Raw genomic sequence first — 21,134 nt, 5'->3', positions numbered from 1 at the left:
GTGGACATGAGCGGTGTTGAGCAGAGTGTGAACGATCCGTATCTGTGGCTCGAGGAAGTGACCGATGAGCGGGCTCTGGACTGGGCCCGTGCGCACAACGATGTGGTCGTGGCACGTTTTGCCGCGTCCGAGCGGTTCACCGATCTCGAGCGCCGCATCCTCGACATGCTCGACACCGACACCAAGATCGCCTATCCCGGGCGGCGCGGCCGTTGGCTCTACAACTACTGGCGTGACGCCGCCCATCCGCGCGGGCTGTGGCGGCGCACCACCTTCGCCGAGTACGCCAAGGACGCACCGGACTGGGAGGTACTGATCGACCTGGACGCGCTGGCCACCGCCGAGGACGAGAACTGGGTGTGGGGTGGCGCAGCGGTGCTTCGGCCCGAACAGTCGCGCGCCTTCATCAGCCTGTCGCGCGGCGGTGCCGACGCGAAAGTCGTGCGCGAGTTCGATATCGAGAAGCGGGAATTCATCGACCCCGCCGACGGTGGTTTCTACCTACCCGAGGCGAAATCGGAACTGCGCTGGATCGATATCGATTCGGTGTACGTGGGTACCGATTTCGGGCCCGGCTCCTTGACCGACTCCGGATACCCGCGAATCGCCAAACTCTGGCGACGCGGTACCCCGCTCGCCGAGGCGGAAACGGTGTTCGAAGGTGAAGCGGGAGATGTCGCGGTATCGGCGGGCTACGACCGCACGCCCGGCTACGAACGGCATTTCGTCGGGCGGGCCACCGACTTCTTCAACGAAGAGGTCTACCTGATCGAAGAAGACGGCAGCCTGCGTCATCTCGACGTGCCCACCGATGCCAGTGAATCCTGGTACAAGGATTGGCTGCTGATCCGACTGAAGTCGCCGTGGGAGCTCGGCGATGCGAGCTACCCCCCGGGCGCGCTGCTGGCTATCGATTTCGAGAAGTTCCTCTCCGGCGCAAGAGAATTCGAGGTGATATTCACCCCGGACGCGCACACCTCACTACACGGTTACGGCTGGACCGAGCACCACTTGCTGCTGATCACCCTCGAGGACGTGCAGACCAAGCTCTACGTCCTCACCCCTGGCCCGGACGGCTGGACACGGGAGCCGCTGGCCGACACCCCGCCGATGGCCACCACCAGCGTGATGAATCTGGACCCGCTCGAGGGCGGCGACGAGTTCATGCTGACCACAAGTGGATTCACCAATCCCGCGACATTGCTCGCCAGCGCGGTCGGCGGCCGGACCGAACAACTCAAGCAGGAACCGGGCTTCTTCGATGCCTCCGGCATCGAGACCGAGCAATTCTTCGCCGAGTCCGACGACGGCACCATGGTGCCGTACTTCGTGATCCGTCATCAGGACCGCAAGGGCAGCCCGGGCCCGACGGTGATGTCCGGCTACGGCGGCTTCGAGGTGTCGCGCACCCCTGCCTACAGCGGAGCCTCCGGCATGGGTTGGCTGGAGCGCGGCGGCACCTGGGTGATGACGAATATTCGCGGTGGCGGTGAATACGGCCCCGAGTGGCACACCTCCGTGCAGAAGGCCAACCGGCACAAGGTGTACGAGGACTTCGCCACCATCGCGAAGGATCTGGTCGCCCGCGGCATCACCACCGCCGACCAGCTCGGCGCGGTGGGCGGCAGCAATGGCGGCCTGCTCATGGGTGTGATGCTGACCCGCTACCCGGAACTGTTCGGCGCCATCGTCTGCCAAGTGCCGCTGCTGGACATGAAGCGCTATCACCTGCTGCTGGCAGGTGCCTCGTGGGTGGCCGAATACGGCGACCCGGACCAGCCGGAGGAATGGGAGTACATCAGCAAGTACTCGCCGTACCAGAACACCCGCGCGGAGGTCACCTATCCACCGATCCTGCTGACCACCTCCACCCGCGACGACCGCGTGCATCCCGGCCATGCCCGCAAGATGGCCGCACTGCTGGAGGAACAGGGCCACACCTTCTGGTACCACGAGAACATCGAAGGCGGCCACGGCGGCGCGGCCGACAACAAGCAGTCGGCATTCCAGGCCGGACTGATCTACGAGTTCTTCACCCAGATGCTGATGGAGCAGGGCGCAGCCCGCTGACAGACACGCGGGCACCGCCGGTCGGCTCGGATCGGCAGGCGGTGTCCGTTTCTCGATGAGCAGAGGAGCAGGCGTGACCCACCGATCGCAGTCTGCGGCCGGACTGCTGGATGTCGGCAACGGGCCGGGTGCATGAGCGCCAGGAAACCCCCTGCGCCGAGCGCCCGGACCACGTTGAATCGCGACTACATCGCCGCGGTCGCACTGACCGTCATCGATGAGGCGGGCCTCGACGGTTTCACCATGCGGAAACTGGGAGCCGCACTCGGCGCGGACCCGATGGCCGCTTACCGCCACTTCACCGACCAGCAGGACCTGTTCGACGCCATCGCCGCGGCGATGTTCGCCGAATTGGAGATGGAAACCCTGCCCTGGCAAGAGGATTGGCCGGAGCTGATGCGCACCTATGCGTATCGGCTCCGCTCAACGTTGCGACGGCACCCGAATGCGGTGCCCATCTTCGCGACTCGGCCGGTCCGCAGCGCTACGTCCGTCGAGACCGGCAATTGGATGCTGGAGCGCCTGCAGGGCGTCGGCTTTCCGGCGGCCATCGCCCTACAGTTGGCCCGATGCCTGCGCGAGTACGTGATCGGCCACATCCTCAGCCAAACGGTGGCCACTGTGGCGGCGCAGCGCAGTCGCACCCCCGCAACGGATTCCGACGGCCAACACGCGCGCATCGCGGCTGTCGAGGCGGTCACGACCACCGATCATTTCGAGATCGGCCTGTCCGCCATGCTCGACGGATTCGGCAAACACCTCGATTGACCGGTCTCCTGGAGTGCGGGCGGCACCGGAGGTGACAGCGGCGGTTCCGGCTGCGGCGGCAGGCTGTGGCGACGGTGGTGGATGCAGTCGCGGCGGCAGCTGACGCGACATCGAAGCAACCGCGAAAGATACGTTTCGACAGCTTTTCCGGCACGCGCGTCGATATTGTTCGGGCCGAACGTATTTCGCGCTGTGGTCGCCGTGGCGCGGAATTGCGCCACGGCCGACAGTCCAGGCCCGCGCCTTCGACGCCGTTCGGGTTGCGAGTCGGCTTCGTCCATGTGAGGTTTGGCAGGCGAATCAGTCGCCGCGGAGAGCGCCGGCCCGGGCGCAAAGATCCGGCAGCGAACCGCCGGAAAATATTCTAGAAAATTCCTGCAAAACACTTCCGCTGGTGCAGCACGCTCTGTATCGTCCTTTGCGGCAAACAGCTAGTGACCGAGTGGTCACATCGGTGAGATCGGAGCAATACCTTGACCCTTCTTCTATCCAACGCAGTCTTTGGCCCTCTTCTGCAGCTGATTGCCACGGGGTCGGCGAGCCTGTCGGCGCATTAGTAACCGAGCCGCCAACTTTCGGCTAACGCGCGGACGCGCGTAGGTTTTCCAGAAGGGCCCGATCCATGACGAGGGGATCGGGCCTTTAGGTATTGTCTGCCCCAATGTCACAGGATGCGAATACGGGACGAATGTATGCCGGGCAACCCGTAGAGGACCGGCAGCGTCAGCGGCGTGCGCGTTTTCTGGAATCGGGCCTGACGGTCTTTGCGCGCGACGGCTACGCCAATAGTTCGGTCGGCGCTATCTGTAAGGACGCCGGACTATCGTCGCGGCAGTTCTACGAGGAGTTCACCGGTCGCGAATCCCTACTACTCGAGCTCTACCAGCAGATCGATAAGGAGTCGCGCGACGCGGTCACCGCCGCACTGGACAAGAAGGCCGACGCGACCGCGCTCGAGATCATCGACGCGTCCGTCCGCGCCTACGTCGAGGCCATCGGTTCCGATCCGCGCAAAGCGCGCGTGGCGCTGGTCGAAGTGGTCGGCGCGGGGCCGAAGGTGGAAAAGTATCGGCTCGAATTGCGCCGGGTCTGGGGTGCGCTGCTGGCCAGTGCCGCGGAGGACGCCGCCATGCACGGCGAAATCCCCACGGGCGATTACGAGATGCGCGTGCTGGCGATCATCGGCGCGGTCAACTACGTGGTCGACTCCTGGAGCGGCGCGGATCCGCGGCCACCGCTCGACGACGTGATCAGGGTGCTCAGCCGGGTGATCATGGGGGCGGTCGGCGCGTAGCGCCTTGCCGGAGCCGCCCGATGCGGCCCCGGCGCGGTAGCGTCGCGGCATGGAGACAGTTCCCATCCAGATGCCGGACGGCAGCGTCGTTCCGGTGCGGCTGATCCCGGCGAGCGGTGCGCACAGCCATCCGGTGACCCCGGATGCGCCGCGTCCGGTCGTGGTGATGGTCCCGGGGCTCGGCGTCCCGGCCGGGTATTACGAACTGTTCGCCGCCGGATTGGCCGAGCGGGGGTTCGACGTGGCGATCGGGGAAATGCGCGGCCAGGGCGACAGCAGGCCGCGACCGAGCTCCGCGAGCGCCTACGGCTATCACGAGCTGGCTTCCGTCGATTTTCCGGCGATCTTCGAGGTTGTGCGCGACCGCTTCCCTGCCAGCACCCCGTACCTGCTCGGTCACAGCATGGGTGGCCAGCTCGCGGTGCTGTACGCCGCGCGGATCCGCGGCAGGCTCGGCGGGCTGATCCTGGTCGCCTCCGGATCTCCGTATCACCGTGGCTTCCGTGGACTTTCGGGGCCCGGGATGCTCATGGGCACCACCGCGATCTCGTTGACCGCCAACATCGCGGGCTTCTGGCCGGGCGACCGGATCTCGGTCGGAGGCTTCGGCAGGCAGTCGAAGGTGCTGATCTCCGACTGGGCCCGACTGTCGCGCACGGGCCGCTTCGTTCCGGTCGGCGCGGATATCGATTACGAGGAGCGGATCGGCAGACTGAAGCTGCCGATCCTGTCCATCACAATGACCGGCGATGACCTCGCGCCGCCGAGCTCGGCCGCGCACCTGTTGGAGAAGATGCCCAAGGCCGAGGTGACGACCTGGCATCAGCCGGAGTCACTGGGGCATAACGGCTGGATTCGTCAGTGCCGCAGTACGGTTGATCAGATCGAGAAGTGGCTGCGCGATCGTTAGCCTGCCGCACTGCCGTTGGCCGGGGTGAGCGCCAAGACCGGAACCTCCCACGGCACCGCGTTCTGGAAGTCGGCGAGGAATGGCGCCACCTCCAATTCGCTGTCCCACAACCGCTTCCGCTCCGCGCCCTCGACGATCGACGCGACCACCCGCCAGGATTCAGTGCCGACCTCGACGGTGGCCTCGGGGTTCGCCACGAGATTGTGATACCAGCCCGGCCGGTTCTGCCGACCGCCGTTGGCTGCGAAAACCACCACCCGGTCGCCGTCGCGCAGATAGCCCAGCGGTGAGATGTGCTGCTCGCCGGTGCGCGCGCCGGTCGTGGTCAGCAGTAGCAAACTCAAGTTCGCGAACTGCCCGCCGACGACACCGCCATTGGCGCGGAATTCCGCGATGATTTCCCGATTGAGTTGTTGTCGTTGCTCATTGGACACGCACCTCATGCTATCCGCGTGCCTGCGCTTCCGCGCTCGGAGTGTCATGCCCCTGCGCGATTGCCGCGTCATATCGGAGGCAGGCGGCCGCCATGTACTCGCGGTGCCTCTCTGACCACTCGATGAGCGCGTCGACCTGCTTGGAGAGCGTGGCGCCGACGGGAGTCAGCGCATAGTCCACCCGAGGTGGCGAGGTGGGGGTCACTGTTCGCTCGAACATGCCGTCGCGTTCGAGGCTGCGCAGCGTGAGGGTGAGCATCCGCTGCGAGATGCCCTCGATCGAACGCTGCAATTGGGAGTAGCGCTTCGGTCCGTCGATGAGCAGTGCCATCACGAGCACGCTCCATTTGTCGCCCACTCGATCCAGCACCTCGCGCAGCTGACAGCGCGCCGTCTCGGCGCCGATCGGCGCCGCGGCCCCACGGGATGTCAGTGGCGCAGGGCATCGGCCATTCCCATCCGGATGTCAGCCGAGGGCGATCGTGAATGTCGTTCTCGTCGGACAAATGTCCGTCTCAGCGGGCCGTATCGGCGAGTACGGCGTCCAACAGCCCAGGGAAGCGCTCCGCGAGGTCGTCGCGCCGGAGTTCGACGAGTCGGTTGCGCCCGGACACGAAGGTCGTTGTGACGCCCGAGTCCCGCAGCACCTTCCAGTGATGCGACATCGTCGCGGCGGTGATCTCGACATCGAACTTGTCGACGCTACAGCTGAGCGGTTCACGCACTCCCGCGAGTGCCCGGACCAGCTCCAGCCGCACCGGATCGGCGAGCGCGCTCAGCACCCGGACCAGGTCCAGGTCGGCGGTGCTCGGCTGCGGTAGCTGGCGCAAATCCATTCTCCGATCGTTTGACAACAATCGAATCATATCTGAGCATACTAAGATGCTTCGACAATCATCGAACAATATTGTTCGGTCTCTGATTCCACTCGCCATCGGTACCTTCGTGCTCGGGACCGACCTGTTCGTGCTCAACGGCATGCTGCCGCTCATCGCCGCCGACCTGAACGTCTCCGTCGCCACCGCGGGCCAGCTGACCACGATGTTCTCCTGGACCTACGCCATCGCATCGCCACTCATCGCGGCCGCCACCGGATCCTGGGATCGACGCTGGCTATTGGGCGGCGGCGCAGTACTTTTCGTGCTCGGCATGATCGGCCAAGCCGCAGGCGAGACGTTCGCGATCATGGCGGTGGCGCGCATCGTGGCCGCGTTGGGCGCGGCGGCATTCCAGGCCAACGCCTTCGCCGTCGCAGGCGTGGTCGCCGATGACACCAACCGCGGTAAAGCACTGTCGGTGGTCGCCACCGGGCTCACCCTGTCCAGTGTCGCGGGCGTACCGATCGGCATCTTCGTCGAACGCTGGATCGGCTGGCGTGGCGTGCTGTGGGCGATCGCCGCCGCGGGCGCCGTCGCGGCAGTGCTCGTGTTGTTGCTGCGGCGGGTCACGCTCCCGAAAACCGGTCTGCGAGAACGGATCAGTGTGCTCGTGCGCCGACCGGTACTGCGGGTACTGATGGTCACCACGGCTGCCATGACGGCAACGTTCACTACGTTCGTCTATCTGCCTGTCGTGGTCGCGCCGTCGGTATCCCAGCAGTTGCTCGCGTGGCTACTGCTCACCATGGGCATCGGGCAGGTCATCGGCAACGCACAGGCCGGCCGTGCCGTCGACCGCTACGGGCCGTCGCGCACGCTGATCGTCGGCATCGTCGGCACAGCGGTCGGTTTGGTCCTGTTCGGTCCCGCCATCAGCACCGCCTGGACCGTCTTCACGGTCCTGGCCATCATCGGCCTGTTCGGTGCCACCATCATGGTTCCCCAGCAAACTCGTCTCTTCGGCATCGCCGCCGACGCGCCCACCGTCGCCCTCGGCCTCAACGGCTCCGCCATCTACCTCGGCAGCGGGATCGGCTCCATTGTCGGTGGCGCGATACTGGATTCGTTCGGCGCGTCCTGGCTGCCGTTCGTCTCCGCGCTCATCGCGTGTGCCGCGTTGGCGATGACTGTCGCAGACCGCACGCCCGGACCGACAAAAGCCGGGGCCCCCGCAACGGTCTGAACTGCCCACATCCGATCGGCCGATCCACCACCGACGCTGCATCGGCCACCACTCTGCTTGCTGCTCGTCGGTTCGGATGGTCAGCCGAAAAGATCACGGACACTGTCGATCTCGGTGACATCGACACCGCCGACGCACGCCGCGACAAGGATCTGCGCAAGCCACGACTGCCCGATCTGGATCGGCATCCGCGGATGAGCTTCGACGCCGACGACATCACCGGCACCGATGGTGAGTGGCGCGTCGCCGGCATCGCCGAGGTGCGCGGGCGACAGGTTCGTCCCGTCTGGACGGTGACGCGATTGGTCCTGGGCGCCGGCGACAGCGTCCGGCCGATCGCCGAGACGACCCTCGACCGGCGCGAGATCGGTATCCACGCACCACAATTCATGATCGGCCGACTGATCACGATCGATCCGACTGTGCTGCTGCGCGCTGCGCCACAACAGGGATAGGCAGCCGGGCCCGCTCGGCGGCGGGTCCGGCTATTCCGGTCGTATCGAATCGAGCAGGTCCGCGCAGCGATCGAGCAACTCCATCAGGGTTGCCCGCTCTTGCGTCGTGAAGCCCGCGGCCAGCGCGCGCTCGACTCGCACCGCCCTGAGGTCGGCATCCCGCATGACCGCCGCGCCCTTCTCGGTGAGGCGAGTCTCGAGCACGTTCTTGTGCCATTCGTGTGGTGTCCGCTCCACGAGGCCGCGGTCCTGCAAGTTGGTCAGCACCGTATTCATGGTCGGCGGGGTGACGCCACAGAGGCGGGCGAGCGCGGCAGCCGAGATTCCGGGATTCTCCGCCAGGAACAGTAGGGCCGCGTACTGCGGCACAGTCACGCCCGCGGGCTTCAATGCCGCGTTCTTGGCCGCGCTGAGCGCCTGCTCAGCCCGCTTGATCGGGGATCCGATGCGCTCCGATGCGGGCATAGACGTCATGGCTGCATGATATCCGCCCGTTCTGCCATTAGCGTCTTGACGATCATTAGAGTTCTAATATACATTCGTGCTCATTCTCAGATGCGGATACATCTGATTGATAGAACCGATGAGAGGCACGACCATGTCCCGCACGATCCGCCGCCACCACTTTTCGACCGTCGCCACCGCCATAGCACTCACCGCCGTCGCCGCCTGCGGCACGACCACCGATGCCGCGAAAGCCACCGACCAGGCCACCGCCTCCCGAATCAGCACCGCCTATGAATTGCCGAGCGATCGCGCATATCCCGAGGGCATCGCGATCGACACCCGCAACGGCGACACCTATGTCGGCTCGTACACCAACGGCGCGATCTACCGCGCCGCACCGGGCGCCCGCCGGGCCGAGACCTTCCTGGCCGAGGGCACCGACGGCCGCAAGACCGCCAATGGCTTGAAGGTCGATCGAGCCGGACGACTGTGGGTAATCGACTCGACCATGGGCGTCACGGTCTACGACACCGGAACCCGCGCCCTGATCGCCCGCTTCGACGTCACCGCCCCCAGCTCGCACCTGGTCAACGATGTAGCGATCGCCCAGGACGGCACCGCCTACCTGACCGACAGCCTGTCCGCCGTCGTCTACCGCGTCACCGAATCCCAACTGGCCGACGCTGCGGCACACGGCGGAAAAGCCGACCTGACAACACAATTCGAGATGAATTCCAGCATCGCATCACACAACGCCGGCTCCATCACCCTCAACGGCATCGTGTCCGACGACTCCGGTCGCTACCTGCTGGTCGTCGATATGACCGCAGGCGACCTGTACCGCATCGCAACAGCACCGAATTCACCCGACCCGATCCGCAAAGTCGCCATGCGCGGCGGCGATCTGAAGCACGGCGACGGCCTGGAACTGCACGGCGACACCATGTGGGCCGCACAGAACACCACCAACACCATCACCCGATGGAAGATCACCGACGACGGCGCTACCGCCACCCTGGAGCACTCCGTCACCGACGAATCCCTGCGCATCCCCACCACCCTGGTTCGTGCGGGTAACCAGACCCTGGTCGTCGCCTCACAATTCGACAAGGGCGGGCCGATGGGTCCAGGCACCCCCGTTACCCCGTTCGCCGTCCTGACCGTCGACGGAATCTGATCACCACCCGCCGAGGGCCGGTCCGCTATCGCACCGGCCGGTCTTCGGTCGTTTCTCGCCCGTCGCACGTTCACCAACGCCAGGAACACCGACGGTTACCCAGCACAAGAATTTAGGTTAGCCTGCCCTGATGACAGGAGTGGATTCGCGCCGCGCGAGTGCCCTCGAGGCAACCGGCGATCATTCGAAGTCCGCCGCCCGGGTCGCGCTCACGAACCGACCGCGTCGGCATAACCGGAAGCCGATTCGGCGAATGCTGATCCGCACCCATCGTTGGTCCGCACTGACGCTCGGCCTACTGCTGGTTATCCAATGCACGACCGGGGCGGTCCTGCTCTACCACGGCGAACTCTTTCGAGCGAGCCATGAGTCGTTCTATCAACGGACCGATGCCCCGCCGATTGTCACGACCGAACAGGCCGTCGACCTCATACGCGCCGCCGACCCGGACTTCGACATCGGCTGGGTCGGCTCCGACGGCGGTGTGATCGCCGTCGGCGACCGCGGCTTCACCACCGCCTACGCGGTGGACCCCGGCACCGGCCGGATCAACGCACGCGCCGGGCTCACCGACGGCGTACTCGGCTGGCTGGTCAACCTGCACGACTGCGCATTCGGCTGCCTCCGCTACGTGGGGGCGGTCCCTGCCATGAACGGCAAGGCGCCGATTCTCGACGTGACGTGGGCCTACCTGATTCTCGGCGTACTCGGAGTACTGCTCGTGCTGCTCGCGGTGTCCGGCGCTGTCGTGTGGTGGCCTTCACTGAAGCGCTTGCGCCACGGTTTCCGCGTCCGGACCGACAAAGGCCGCTTCGCCAGGGATCGCGACCTGCACAATGTCATCGGCATCCTCGGCGTCCCCTTCCTACTCATGTGGGCAATCACCGGTATCGCCTTCGAATTTCCCGCCGCGGAAAAGGCCTGGCTCGCCGTCACCGGCGGCGACACCGTCACCGAGATGCCCAACGACGCCTTCACTCCGCGGCCGACCGCACCACAGCGCCCACCGGTATCCATCGGCGAGGCGAGCACCATCGCACTCCAGCAGGTACCGGGCCGACTCGCCTACCTGACGCTGCCCGGCGCAAAGGGCGACTACTACCGGGCCTCGATAGCAGGCGCCTATTCACCCTACGAACACCGCGCCTTCTACAGCGGCGATGTCCTCGTCTACATCAACGCCAGAGACGGTGCTGACATCAAGGTGGTCGATTCCAGTCACGACCGACCGGTGGCCAATACGTTCTACGACAAAATCTTCCGACCCGCCCACTTCGGGTGGCTGGTCAACGGCTGGTGGCGCATTATCTGGCTGCTGCTCGGCCTGACGCCGGCGGCCCTCGCCCTCACCGGTACCTCCACCTGGCTGGTCAAACGACGAACCCGACGAAACGCCCGCACCCTCCGTGCCGGCGGCGCGCCGGTGGCGTAAGCTCGGCCGATCGCAGGCAAGCAAAACTGGGGTGGCGACCTCTGGTCGAGTGACATACGCTTCGCCGCGGAGGAAACGCGTCATGGAGGGACAATTGACCACTCCGAGCACGGTGAATCAAGGCGAAGCCGGAACCAGCGCGGTGCAAAAGGTTCCACTGACGCAGCTGATCCACTTGATGGCCGAATACCAAAAGCTCGGCACGCACCGCCAGACATTTCGACCGGCGGCGCCTGCAAGAGACAACTTCGTGCGCGGCTGCGGGATCGTGGCGGGCGGCTTCGTCACGGTCGGCGCCATCTGCGCGGTGGTCGGCGCGTACCCGGGCAGCATCGCGGTCGGCATGCTTGCCCTCGTCCCCGCGTCGATGGCATTCGCCTGGGGCAGGCGCAACCGGCACAACCGCGCCGCGCGCCTGGACCTTTTCGACTCCGGCATGACCGTGTATCGCTCCGGCGAGCAGATCGCCGGATTCCGCTGGGACAGCGCCGAAGTACGCCAGCAGGTGATTCCGTTCCAGAGCACCGCGCCCTCGGACTACTCGTTCGAGATGACCGGCCCCGGCAACACCATGGCCGCATTCGACGACGGGCTGTTCGGTGACGCGCGCGAATGGGCCAAGGCGATCCAGTCCGCAATCACCGCAACCCAATTGCCCCGCGCGGTCATCGCCATCGACGACGGTGCGACGGTGAATTTCGGCGAGATCAGCCTGCACCTGGGGGCACTCATCTTCCGCGACAAGATCTTCGCGTGGGAGCAGATCCAATTGATCGACGCCCGTAGCGGATTGGTCCGTATGAAGGTCGACGGCAACTGGGTATCGCTCACTCCCGTCGGCAAGATCCCGAACTTCTACATCTTCAACGAACTCGCCGAACGGCTGCGCCAGGCCGCCGCCGACGAATTAGCGGCAACCGGATCGATCACTGTGGAACCGGCCGCCGCCGCGGCTCCGAGCGCGGAGGCCACAGCCGCACAAGTCGACCCGCCCACTGCCGCGACAGTCGAAGCGACCGATGCCGCGCCGATTGCCGAGCAGGAACCATCCCACACTCCGGATGTCTCCGACGATGCAGAGCCCGATGCCACCGGCGCGGTGCGCAATCCGAACAAGGGCTCGAAGAATAAGCCCGCGGCAGGCACCGCGCGCGACGACCGGGACCCGGTAGACCTGAGCACCGCGTCCAAGTAACGCACACCCGATCGCTACACCGACCGATGCCGAAACGCCGGAAGCCGGCCACCCGAGGGTGGCCGGCTTCCGGTTTCTGAAGGTGTTGCCGGGAGGCTGGACTCAGAAGTCCATGCCGCCCATGCCACCGGTCGGGTCGCCGGCGGGAGCGGCGGCCTTCTCCGGCTTGTCGGCGACGACGGCCTCGGTGGTGAGGAACAGAGCCGCGATGGACGCCGCGTTCTGCAGCGCGGAGCGGGTGACCTTCACCGGGTCGGCGACACCGGCGGCAAGCAGGTCCTCGTACACGCCGGAGTCGGCGTTGAGGCCATGGCCTGCGGGCAGGTTGGAGACCTTCTCGGCGACAACGCCGGGCTCGAGGCCCGCGTTGAAGGCGATCTGCTTCAGCGGCGCCGACAGCGCGACACGCACGATGTTCGCACCGGTCGCCTCGTCGCCGTCGAGCTTCAGGTCGTCGAGAGCAGGAGCCGACTGCAGCAGAGCCACGCCACCACCGGCGACGATGCCCTCTTCGACAGCAGCCTTGGCGTTGCGCACGGCGTCTTCGATGCGGTGCTTGCGCTCCTTGAGCTCGACCTCGGTCGCGGCACCGGCCTTGATGACCGCAACACCGCCGGCCAGCTTGGCCAGACGTTCCTGCAGCTTCTCACGGTCGTAGTCCGAGTCCGAGTTCTCGATCTCGGTGCGGATCTGCGCAACGCGGCCCTTGATGGCCTCCGCGTCGCCCGCGCCCTCGACGATGGTGGTCTCGTCCTTGGTGATGACGACCTTGCGGGCCTGGCCGAGCAGCTCGATGCCCGCGGTCTCCAGCGAGAGGCCGACCTCTTCGCTGATGACCTCGCCACCGGTGAGGATGGCGATGTCGGCGAGCTGAGCCTTGCGACGGTCACCGAAGCCGGGCGCCTTGACGGCGACGGACTTGAAGGTGCCGCGGATCTTGTTGACCACCAGGGTCGAGAGGGCTTCGCCCTCGACATCCTCGGCGATGATCAGCAGCGGCTTGCCGGCCTGGATGACCTTCTCCAGCAGCGGCAGCAGGTCCTTGACGGTCGAGATCTTCGAGCCGACGAGCAGGAGGTACGGATCCTCGAGGACCGCTTCCTGACGCTCCGGGTCGGTGACGAAGTAACCCGAGATGTAGCCCTTGTCGAAGCGCATGCCCTCGGTGAGCTCCAGCTGGAGACCGAAGGTGTTGCTCTCCTCGACGGTGATGACGCCTTCCTTGCCGACCTTGTCCATGGCCTCGGCGATCAGCTCACCGATGGACGAGTCGCCTGCGGAGATACCAGCGGTCGCAGCGATCTGCTCCTTGGTGTCGATCTCCTTGGCGGTGTCGAGCAGGCGCACGGTGACGGCCTCGACGGCCTTCTCGATGCCACGCTTCAGGCCGAGCGGGTTGGCACCGGCCGCGACGTTGCGCAGGCCCTCGCGCACCAGCGCCTGGGCGAGCACGGTGGCGGTGGTGGTGCCGTCGCCTGCGACGTCATCGGTCTTCTTGGCGACTTCCTTGACCAGCTCGGCGCCGATCTTCTCGTACGGGTCCTCCAGCTCGATCTCCTTGGCGATGGAAACACCATCGTTGGTGATCGTGGGGGCGCCCCACTTCTTCTCCAGAACGACGTTGCGACCCTTGGGGCCGAGCGTCACCTTTACCGCGTCGGCGAGGGCGTTGAGGCCCCGCTCGAGACCGCGGCGGGCCTCTTCGTCGAACGCAATCATCTTGGCCATTGCGAAGTGATCCTCCAAGTAATGAGGCTGACACGCAGGGCGACCGCTTGTCGGATCGCCCCATTTACGCTGGCCAGGTTCGGTGCCCGCGACGGACGACCGGGGGTGTCGATGGAACCCGGTCTCACCGTCCCGACCTGGCACTCACAGGTAGAGAGTGCCAAAGCCCTTTTTAGCACTCAGGGGTGTCGAGTGCAAGGTACGGCGACAGCGCCCCGCTCAGTCCCGGTCGTCGACGCGCAGCACCAATGCCACGAAGGCGTCGGTGCGACGCTCCTCGGGCGTGCGCGGCTCCCCGCCCTCGACCGTGACGAGCTCGGCATCGTGCAACAACAACTCTGCCTCGACCCGCATGACAGCTCGGATGAATGGCGGTGCCACCTCCGGGGGAAGATCGCCGTTGACGATGTACTCGCCGTCCGGCCCCGACTCGGTGGACACGTAGGACAGCGCATGTATCAGGTCAGCGCGCCGCTCCCCTGCCACTAGGTCGGAATCCGTGTCATCCGCCATTGCTATAGCTTAGCGGCCGTCGATCTTGACCGCCGTCCCGATCGTGCGTCGGCGCGCCGTGCCCGAGGCAAGGCGCGCGCAAGAAAGCCCAGGTCGCCCGGCCCACTGTCCGAAGCCGACCGCAAACCGCTGGCCACCAACGCCTTCCGATTGCGCGCGACGCGCCGGGTGGACGACGCGGAACTAGAGTGGCGAGGTGAGTGAAGCACCGGGCTGGGACGCCATCGACGGCGCCCTCGCACAGTTGTACGACGGCGCCGAACCCGCCCATTGGGCGTCGGAACTGCCCTGGTCGCTCGGCGGTCCCGATCCGCTCGACGGCATCAGCGTGTATCCGCGCACCGACCCGGTCCCACACTGGCACTACCTCAGCTATGGCATGAGCGAGCTGTACGAGAAGGAGTGGGACAACCCCGCCGAATCGGGCTGGGGATTCGAATTCACCTTCCGGCTGGTACGCCTGCCCACCGATACCGCGCCACCGGTGTGGCCCGGCGACTTCATGCAGAACCTCGCCCGCTACGTCTTCCAGTCGGGCAAGTGGTTCGAGACCGGCCACACCATCAAGTCGAACGGGCCCATTGCCGCAGACCGCACGGACTCGACCGTGCACGCCGTCGGATTCGCCGTCGACCCGGAACTCGGCGGCATCGACACCCCGAACGGCAGGCTCCAGTTCCTACAGATCGTAGGGCTGACCATGCCCGAGTACCGGGCCGCGCAGGGCGGGAACCTGCTCACCCTGCTTGCCGAGCTAGAGCCGCGGCTGCCGCTGTTCGTCACCGATATCGAACGCGAACCGCTGATCACCGAACCGCCGCCGAAGGTGGACTGGCCGCGTTGGGGCGGCGGGCTGCGCGGCAGGCAGTAGCCGCGGCCGGGGGTAGATTTCGCGGCGGAGCATGATCACGTTCGACTCGACCCCGAAGGGGGACGCGATGCCCGATCTGGCGTTCGAATCGCTCTACCGACACGGGTTCGCGCGGGTGGCGGTCGCGGTGCCGCGAGTGCGGGTCGCCGACCCTGCCTACAACGTCGACGAGACGCTGCTGCTCGCGCGCCGAGCAGCTGACACAGGCGCGGTGCTGACGGTGTTTCCCGAGCTCGGACTGTCCTCCTATACCTGCGACGACCTGTTCCATCAGGATGCGCTGACCGATGCGGTGGACACCGCGCTGGCTCGCCTGATCGCGGCGAGCGCGGACATCGACACGGTACTGGTGGTCGGGGCACCGGTCCGGACCCAGGGCAGGCTGTTCAACTGCGCGATCGCGGTGAGCGGGGGTGTTGTGCTCGGCGCGGCACCCAAGAGTTATCTGCCGAACTATCGCGAGTTCTACGAGAAGCGACAGTTCGCGGCGGCGCGGGAGAACTTGGCAGACCAGATCACGATCGCGGGTCGGCGGGTGCCGTTCGGAGCCGATCTACTGTTCGCCGCGACCAACCTCGACGGGTTCGTCTTTCATCTGGAGATCTGCGAGGACGGCTGGGTGCCGCTGCCGCCGAGCGGGTTCGCGGCACTGGCGGGTGCGACTGTGCTCGTCAACCTCTCGGCCAGCAATATCGTCATCGGCAAGGCGGACTATCGGCGAGCGCTGTGTACCTCGCACTCGGCGCGCTATCTGGCCGCCTACCTGTATTCGGCTGCGGGACACGGCGAATCGACAACCGATATGGCGTGGGACGGACAGGCACTGGTGTGCGAGAACGGCGATCTGCTTGCCGAAGGTGAGCGGTTCGCCGACCATCCGCAGTTGATCACCGCCGACCTCGACCTACCGCGGCTCACTGCGGATCGATTGCGCACCACCAGTTTCGCCGACAATGTGCACGACCATCGCGACCAGCTGGTTCGGCTACGGCGCATCGAAATCGAGGTGCCGGTGCCCACCACCGCCGTCGAGCTGCGACGCGAAATTCCACGCTTCCCCTACGTTCCCGCCGACCCGACCGCACGCAACGAGCGCTGCGCCGAGGTGCACCACATCCAGGTGGAGGGTCTGAGCACCCGCTTGCGGGCCACCGGAATTCAGCGTGTCGTCATCGGGGTCTCCGGCGGACTCGACTCCACTCAGGCGCTGATCGTGGCGGCCAAGACCATGGACCGACTCGGGTTGCCGCGGACCAATGTGCTCGCCTACACCATGCCCGGCTTCGCCACCGGGGCACGCACGCGCAACGACGCACACCGGCTGATGCGCGCACTCGGGGTGAGCGCGCAGGAGATCGACATCCGGCCCTCGGCCACCCAGATGCTGCGCGACCTCAATCACCCTGCCGCCGAAGGCGTTCCGCAGTACGACATCACCTATGAGAACGTGCAGGCAGGCGAGCGGACCGCACATCTGTTCCGCCTGGCCAATCAGCACAACGCGCTCGTTGTCGGCACCGGCGATCTCAGCGAGCTCGCGCTGGGCTGGTGCACTTTCGGCGTCGGCGATCATATGGCGCACTACAGCGTGAACGCCTCGGTGCCCAAGACGCTGATCAAATACCTGATCGCCTGGTCGGTGGACACCGATCAGTTCGGTGCCGAAGCGGGCGAGGTGCTCGCATCGATCCTGCAGACCGAGATCTCGCCGGAATTGATTCCCACCACCGATTCCGACGCGACCGGGCCCGGTCAGAGTTCCGAGGCCACCGTCGGCCCGTACGAATTGCAGGACCTCCACCTCTACAACCTGCTGCGCTTCGGCTACCGCCCGAGCCGCATCGCCTACCTGGCGTGGCAGGCCTGGTCGGACACCGCTCGCGGCAGCTGGCCCGATCTCATCCCCGCCGACCAGCGCAACGCCTACGACCTGCCGACCATCAAACACTGGCTCGCGGAATTCCTGCGCCGCTTCATCCAGACCAGCCAGTTCAAACGCTCGACGCTGCCGAACGCCCCCAAGGTCGGTTCGGGCGGCTCATTGTCCCCGCGCGGTGACTGGCGCGCTCCCAGCGATGCCTCGGCCGCCGCCTGGCTCGACGAACTCGCCCGCAACGTGCCCGACCGCTGATAACTTCAGCCGGCCCGCAGATATGTACCCGCGGTGTTGCCCCGAGGGACGTCCGGGAGACCGTTCGCCCGCCCTCGCCGCGATAGCTCGTGCCCGGCGGCCACTCGACGACGCCGAGCCGACGACTTACGCCGGACCCGTGCCTGCCCGGCACGGGCGCCGAAGGCCGCACGGAATCCCGTCAGCACCTGGCTGATTCGGCTGCGAGACCGAACCCGCACCGGACGGACGGTCATCCGGTCACCGTGGATGTCCGCCCATCCCCTTGTCATGGCTGCTCGGTGGCGATCACCGAAAGCAGTTCGACCAGATGGGTTTCCACCTGGGGCTTATAGACGCCGACACCGGCGAGCAGGCCGAGGCCGTTCTCCTGCTCCAGCAGTGCGAGCAGGATGTGCTCGGTGCCGACGTAGTTGTGGCCGAGCCGGAGTGCCTCACGGAAGGTCAGTTCGAGCACCTTCTTCGCGTCCGGGCCGAATGGGATCAGCACGGGCACCTCGTCCACCCGAGCCGGTAGGCCCGCCGTCGCGGCCTCGCGGACGGTCTCCAGCGAACCGCCGTGCACAAGGATCTCCTTCGCACCGAGCCCCTCGGGTTCCGACAGCAGCCCGAGAATCAGGTGTTCGATGCCGATCTGGTCATTGCCCGCCGCGCGTGCGGCTTCCTGCGAGCCCACCACCACCGCCCGCGCCCGCGGGGTGAATCTGGCGAAGCCGGCGCTGGGGTCCATGCCGGCAGCGTCCTCCGCCGCACCGGGCGCCTTGGGCACGAACCGCTTCTGGGCGGCCTGCTTGGTGACGCCCATGCTGGCGCCGATATCGGTCCACGACGCGCCGGAGCGACGGGCTTGGTCTACGAAGTGGCCGATCAGGTGATCGGCCACTTCGCCGAGGTGTCCCGCGGTGACCACCGCGTCGGAGAGTTGTTCCAGCACGTCGTCGGGCCGCGCCTTCTTGATGCCCTCGATCAGATCGTCGAGCCGTATGTTGTTCGCCATTCGTCAACCATAGGTTGACGAATGAGGATCGTCAACCCTTCGTTGACGATGTTGTCCGGTGGGTGACACGCCCACGCCGTACCGGAACATCTCGCGCGCGCCACCGATACGGCAGGTGTGGTCCAGTGACGTAAAAGTCCCTCCCAGCTTCACCGGGCCGATGACCGACACTGGCAGGCTGTGACGAGAGCCCCGACATCGCGGTGACGAACTCGCGGGACAGGCAACGCGCCGAAAATTCAACGAGACTGACCTAATGGCCTGTACAACAACATATTTCGAGTCGACTCAGGCGACGCTCTACTCGGATCTGAAAAAATCGACTGGCCAACTACGCTGCCCTCCGAGCGCGTCCGTCATCCACACATCCATAACGTCGGAGGCATACGAGCAGGCCGAATTGAGGGGGGTGACACCGGGTCCTAGGTAGTGCTATAGGACGCGCGAGGTGCGGCACCACTGTGCGTTTGGTCGGGTCCGGACACGCGTGCGCCCAGCTCGGGTTCGCTTCCTGAGCTGCGGGCTGAAATTCATTGTGCTGCAGTGCCGGTGAAGTGATCGAATGTCGCCATGGCCGGTATGAGTATCACGGTGTGTCTCCCAGCGCATGAGGCCGTGCGGGTGGAGGCGGCGGTTGCTGACGCGATGGCACCCTTCGAGATCGACTACACGCGTGGCGACGAGCTCGACATTTGGGATGCTTGGCGCATCACGGGCGGCACCGTGCACGGCGGCGGGTTCAACGTTCTGCCCGGCCATGAACGAGACTCCAGGCTGATCCATGAGTTTCCGAGCCGTTGGCTGACCGACTCCACGACGACTCCCAACGCCTTCGGATGGTGCGCGGGCGGGCCCCGCGAGCTTCTCGATTTCTCGGCGTCGCAGGAAGAAGCAGCCGAGTTGGCGGAAGCGGCCTGGCGACAGTGGCGAAAACTGGCCGCGGAACTGCCGGCGCCCCGACGATCGGAGTTCTACCACGCTCGCCAACAGGTTGATCCGGGGACATATTCGTCGGAGCAGGCATCAGCGGACTACTACGGCCAGCCTCTTGTTCGAGCTTTCGAGGACTACCGGCAGACGCTGCCTACCGACCGCTACTCGTGGGCGTTCTTGCGTACAGACCCCATCGTCACTGTCGGGTCCCTCGGCCGGGAGGAATTCGTCGCGAGCGCGGTGGAAGATGCCCTCCCCTCGCGCAACCTCCTGTCGTTGGAGGGCTGGTGGTACGAGGACGGATATTCGGGGATCCACGGCGCCTGTCACAGCCCTGCCGACTGCCCGCACAAGCCGGAGCTGACCGCCGGCTACGACCACATCGACCGCTACCTGACAGCCTTGCCTGGCGATACGCTCCTGGTCAACGTGCACTGCCACGTCTGACCACGAGCACCCGCTCAGCACAGTCGAAAGACCTTGGTAGACAGGACATGTTCTCCCGATGATGTCTTATCGGAGCCGCTCCGGCTCGACCACCTTGCGGCGGCCGTGCCGACACTCAGGGGCGAGCGGCTCGTCCGGCGCCACGCACGACCTGTTCCTTGAACCACGCGGCCGCACGACCTGTCAGCATGGTGCGTCCCGGAGTGTCGTCGGCGTGCAGGAACTGGATGAGTCCGTCGTGGCGGCCGAGGCTGAGGCACTGGAACACATACCGGAACCGCAGTTTTCGCGGGTCGCGACCCCGCATCCGCGCGACGACGGTATCCGCCGCGTACTTGCCGGTCGGCAATGCGGTCGCGCAGGCCATTCGCAGCTCCCGATCGCCGGGGCCGCCGACAACCGCGCTGTCACCTGCCGCATAGACATCAGGATGTGAGACCGAGCGCAGGGTCGGGTCGGTCAGAATTCGACCATCGGCGGCTACCGCGATGCCGGAACTTCGCGCGAGATCCGGCATACCGAACCCGGTGGTCCACACCGTCGCCGTGGACTCGATCAACTCACCATCGGCCAACCGGACTCCCTCGGCCGATACCTCGATCACCTTGGCATTCGACCGGATTTCGACCCCGAGCCGCTCGAGCACCCGCCGCACATGGGCCCGCGCGCGCTGCGACATCCACGCACCGGGTTCCTCCGAGCTGAGGAGCAGCACGCGCGAATCCGGTTCGGACTCCACCACTTCCGCGGCCAGCTCGATACCGGTCGCGCCGCCGCCGACCACGATCATCCGCGCCGTATCGGCCTGCTGGAACAGCTGGATCGCGTCCTCCGGAGTGCCTACCGAGAAGGCATATTCGGCGACACCTGGCACACCAGCCGCGTCGGCCTTGCTGCCGCGCGCGTAGACGAGCGTGTCGTAGTCGAGAGCGGGCGCGCCGTCCGAGATCACCCGCCGCGCGTCGGCGTCGATCGCCATCACCCAACCCTGAACGAATTGTATCCCCTTGGCGGCCAACAACTCTCGCAGATCCCATTCCGGAATTCGCTGCCCGGCGGCTTGCTGATGCAGTCGTACTCGCTCGACATAACTGGCGCGTCGGTCGACGACGGTGATCCGCGCGTCCCGCGCTGTGCTCGCGAAGCGGCGGGCCGCGGCCAACCCCGCGTATCCGGCGCCGAGTACGACAATTCGATGCTGTCCGGTCATGATGTGGCTCCTTTTCGACAGGCCGACACCCTTCAGACCAAACCGGCTACCGCTCCATGAC

General features: G+C 66.0%; 20 protein-coding genes. 12 read left to right on the top strand and 8 right to left on the bottom strand.

Annotation, left to right across the window (positions count from 1 at the left end; genetic code table 11):
• Positions 1–6 precede the first annotated feature (6 nt).
• The 4 genes from AB0M74_RS25825 (at position 7) to AB0M74_RS25810 (ending at position 5,042) form a co-directional block, all read left to right on the top strand.
• Complete coding sequence (locus AB0M74_RS25825; protein ID WP_366528870.1) at positions 7–2,070, top strand: prolyl oligopeptidase family serine peptidase; 2,064 nt, start codon at positions 7–9, stop codon at positions 2,068–2,070.
• Between the two features lie 132 nt (positions 2,071–2,202).
• Positions 2,203–2,838, top strand: coding sequence for a TetR/AcrR family transcriptional regulator C-terminal domain-containing protein (locus AB0M74_RS25820; protein ID WP_366528869.1), 636 nt, complete (start codon positions 2,203–2,205; stop codon positions 2,836–2,838).
• Between the two features lie 661 nt (positions 2,839–3,499).
• Entirely contained in the window at positions 3,500–4,132 is a 633-nt protein-coding gene (locus tag AB0M74_RS25815; protein WP_366528868.1) for a TetR/AcrR family transcriptional regulator, read from the top strand.
• Positions 4,133–4,181: 49 nt separating this feature from the next.
• Positions 4,182–5,042 (top strand): alpha/beta fold hydrolase, encoded by an 861-nt coding sequence (locus tag AB0M74_RS25810; RefSeq protein ID WP_366528867.1) that lies wholly within the window; start codon positions 4,182–4,184, stop codon positions 5,040–5,042.
• On the opposite strand, the gene AB0M74_RS25805 is transcribed toward AB0M74_RS25810, so the two are convergent.
• The 3 genes from AB0M74_RS25805 to AB0M74_RS25795 all read right to left on the bottom strand — a co-directional run bounded on the left by AB0M74_RS25805 (position 5,039) and on the right by AB0M74_RS25795 (position 6,312).
• Positions 5,039–5,476: a nitroreductase/quinone reductase family protein gene (locus AB0M74_RS25805; protein ID WP_366528866.1), complete on the bottom strand. Its 438-nt coding sequence runs from the start codon at positions 5,474–5,476 to the stop codon at positions 5,039–5,041. The two genes, AB0M74_RS25810 and AB0M74_RS25805, sit on opposite strands and share 4 nt — an antisense overlap.
• A gap of 10 nt (positions 5,477–5,486) precedes the next feature.
• A complete protein-coding gene (locus AB0M74_RS25800) occupies positions 5,487–5,834 on the bottom strand; it encodes a helix-turn-helix domain-containing protein (RefSeq protein WP_366528865.1) in 348 nt (115 codons plus the stop codon).
• 157 nt (positions 5,835–5,991) lie between these two features.
• The gene (locus AB0M74_RS25795) at positions 5,992–6,312 is read right to left on the bottom strand and encodes a helix-turn-helix transcriptional regulator (protein WP_366528864.1); all 321 of its coding nucleotides are present in this window, start codon (positions 6,310–6,312) and stop codon (positions 5,992–5,994) included.
• Between the two features lie 46 nt (positions 6,313–6,358).
• Between AB0M74_RS25795 and AB0M74_RS25790 the strand changes: the two genes are divergently transcribed.
• Positions 6,359–7,537 (top strand): MFS transporter, encoded by a 1,179-nt coding sequence (locus tag AB0M74_RS25790; RefSeq protein ID WP_366528863.1) that lies wholly within the window; start codon positions 6,359–6,361, stop codon positions 7,535–7,537.
• The gene (locus AB0M74_RS25785; RefSeq protein ID WP_366528862.1) at positions 7,462–7,992 is read left to right on the top strand and encodes a YceI family protein; all 531 of its coding nucleotides are present in this window, start codon (positions 7,462–7,464) and stop codon (positions 7,990–7,992) included. Before AB0M74_RS25790 ends, AB0M74_RS25785 begins: the two co-directional genes overlap by 76 nt.
• Positions 7,993–8,022: 30 nt before the next feature.
• On the opposite strand, the gene AB0M74_RS25780 is transcribed toward AB0M74_RS25785, so the two are convergent.
• Complete coding sequence (locus AB0M74_RS25780; RefSeq protein ID WP_366528861.1) at positions 8,023–8,466, bottom strand: MarR family transcriptional regulator; 444 nt, start codon at positions 8,464–8,466, stop codon at positions 8,023–8,025.
• Positions 8,467–8,590: 124 nt separating this feature from the next.
• On the opposite strand from AB0M74_RS25780, the gene AB0M74_RS25775 reads away from it, so the two are divergent.
• The 3 genes from AB0M74_RS25775 (at position 8,591) to AB0M74_RS25765 (ending at position 12,243) form a co-directional block, all read left to right on the top strand.
• Complete coding sequence (locus AB0M74_RS25775; protein ID WP_366528860.1) at positions 8,591–9,616, top strand: superoxide dismutase; 1,026 nt, start codon at positions 8,591–8,593, stop codon at positions 9,614–9,616.
• A gap of 130 nt (positions 9,617–9,746) precedes the next feature.
• Complete coding sequence (locus AB0M74_RS25770; RefSeq protein ID WP_366528859.1) at positions 9,747–11,048, top strand: PepSY-associated TM helix domain-containing protein; 1,302 nt, start codon at positions 9,747–9,749, stop codon at positions 11,046–11,048.
• 82 nt (positions 11,049–11,130) lie between these two features.
• Positions 11,131–12,243 (top strand): DUF6585 family protein, encoded by a 1,113-nt coding sequence (locus AB0M74_RS25765; RefSeq protein WP_366528858.1) that lies wholly within the window; start codon positions 11,131–11,133, stop codon positions 12,241–12,243.
• Positions 12,244–12,345: 102 nt separating this feature from the next.
• On the opposite strand, the gene groL is transcribed toward AB0M74_RS25765, so the two are convergent.
• A complete protein-coding gene (groL, locus tag AB0M74_RS25760; RefSeq protein WP_366528857.1) occupies positions 12,346–13,971 on the bottom strand; it encodes a chaperonin GroEL in 1,626 nt (541 codons plus the stop codon).
• A 219-nt stretch (positions 13,972–14,190) separates the two neighbouring features.
• Positions 14,191–14,484, bottom strand: coding sequence for a hypothetical protein (locus AB0M74_RS25755; protein WP_328406807.1), 294 nt, complete (start codon positions 14,482–14,484; stop codon positions 14,191–14,193).
• Positions 14,485–14,680: 196 nt separating this feature from the next.
• Here AB0M74_RS25755 and AB0M74_RS25750 point away from each other — a divergent pair, with 196 nt between their 5' ends.
• Both AB0M74_RS25750 and AB0M74_RS25745 read left to right on the top strand, forming a co-directional pair.
• Entirely contained in the window at positions 14,681–15,355 is a 675-nt protein-coding gene (locus tag AB0M74_RS25750) for a suppressor of fused domain protein (protein ID WP_366528856.1), read from the top strand.
• A 31-nt stretch (positions 15,356–15,386) separates the two neighbouring features.
• Positions 15,387–17,486, top strand: a complete 2,100-nt coding sequence (locus AB0M74_RS25745; RefSeq protein WP_366528855.1) for an NAD(+) synthase — start codon at positions 15,387–15,389, stop codon at positions 17,484–17,486.
• A 268-nt stretch (positions 17,487–17,754) separates the two neighbouring features.
• Here AB0M74_RS25745 and AB0M74_RS25740 read toward each other — a convergent pair whose 3' ends face one another.
• The gene (locus AB0M74_RS25740) at positions 17,755–18,483 is read right to left on the bottom strand and encodes a Clp protease N-terminal domain-containing protein (protein ID WP_366528854.1); all 729 of its coding nucleotides are present in this window, start codon (positions 18,481–18,483) and stop codon (positions 17,755–17,757) included.
• Positions 18,484–19,053: 570 nt separating this feature from the next.
• Between AB0M74_RS25740 and AB0M74_RS25735 the strand changes: the two genes are divergently transcribed.
• Positions 19,054–19,863 carry a hypothetical protein gene (locus tag AB0M74_RS25735; RefSeq protein WP_366528853.1) on the top strand — a complete coding sequence of 270 codons (810 nt, stop codon included), beginning with the start codon at positions 19,054–19,056 and terminating at the stop codon, positions 19,861–19,863.
• A 115-nt stretch (positions 19,864–19,978) separates the two neighbouring features.
• Here AB0M74_RS25735 and AB0M74_RS25730 read toward each other — a convergent pair whose 3' ends face one another.
• The gene (locus tag AB0M74_RS25730) at positions 19,979–21,073 is read right to left on the bottom strand and encodes an FAD-dependent oxidoreductase (protein ID WP_366528852.1); all 1,095 of its coding nucleotides are present in this window, start codon (positions 21,071–21,073) and stop codon (positions 19,979–19,981) included.
• Positions 21,074–21,134: the final 61 nt, after the last annotated feature.

It is taken from the genome of Nocardia sp. NPDC051463, assembly GCF_040681975.1.
In the GTDB taxonomy this organism is placed as follows: Bacteria; Actinomycetota; Actinomycetes; order Mycobacteriales; family Mycobacteriaceae; genus Nocardia.
Note: the sequence above shows the minus strand (reverse complement) of the source record. Positions and strands in the feature narration are given on the sequence as shown.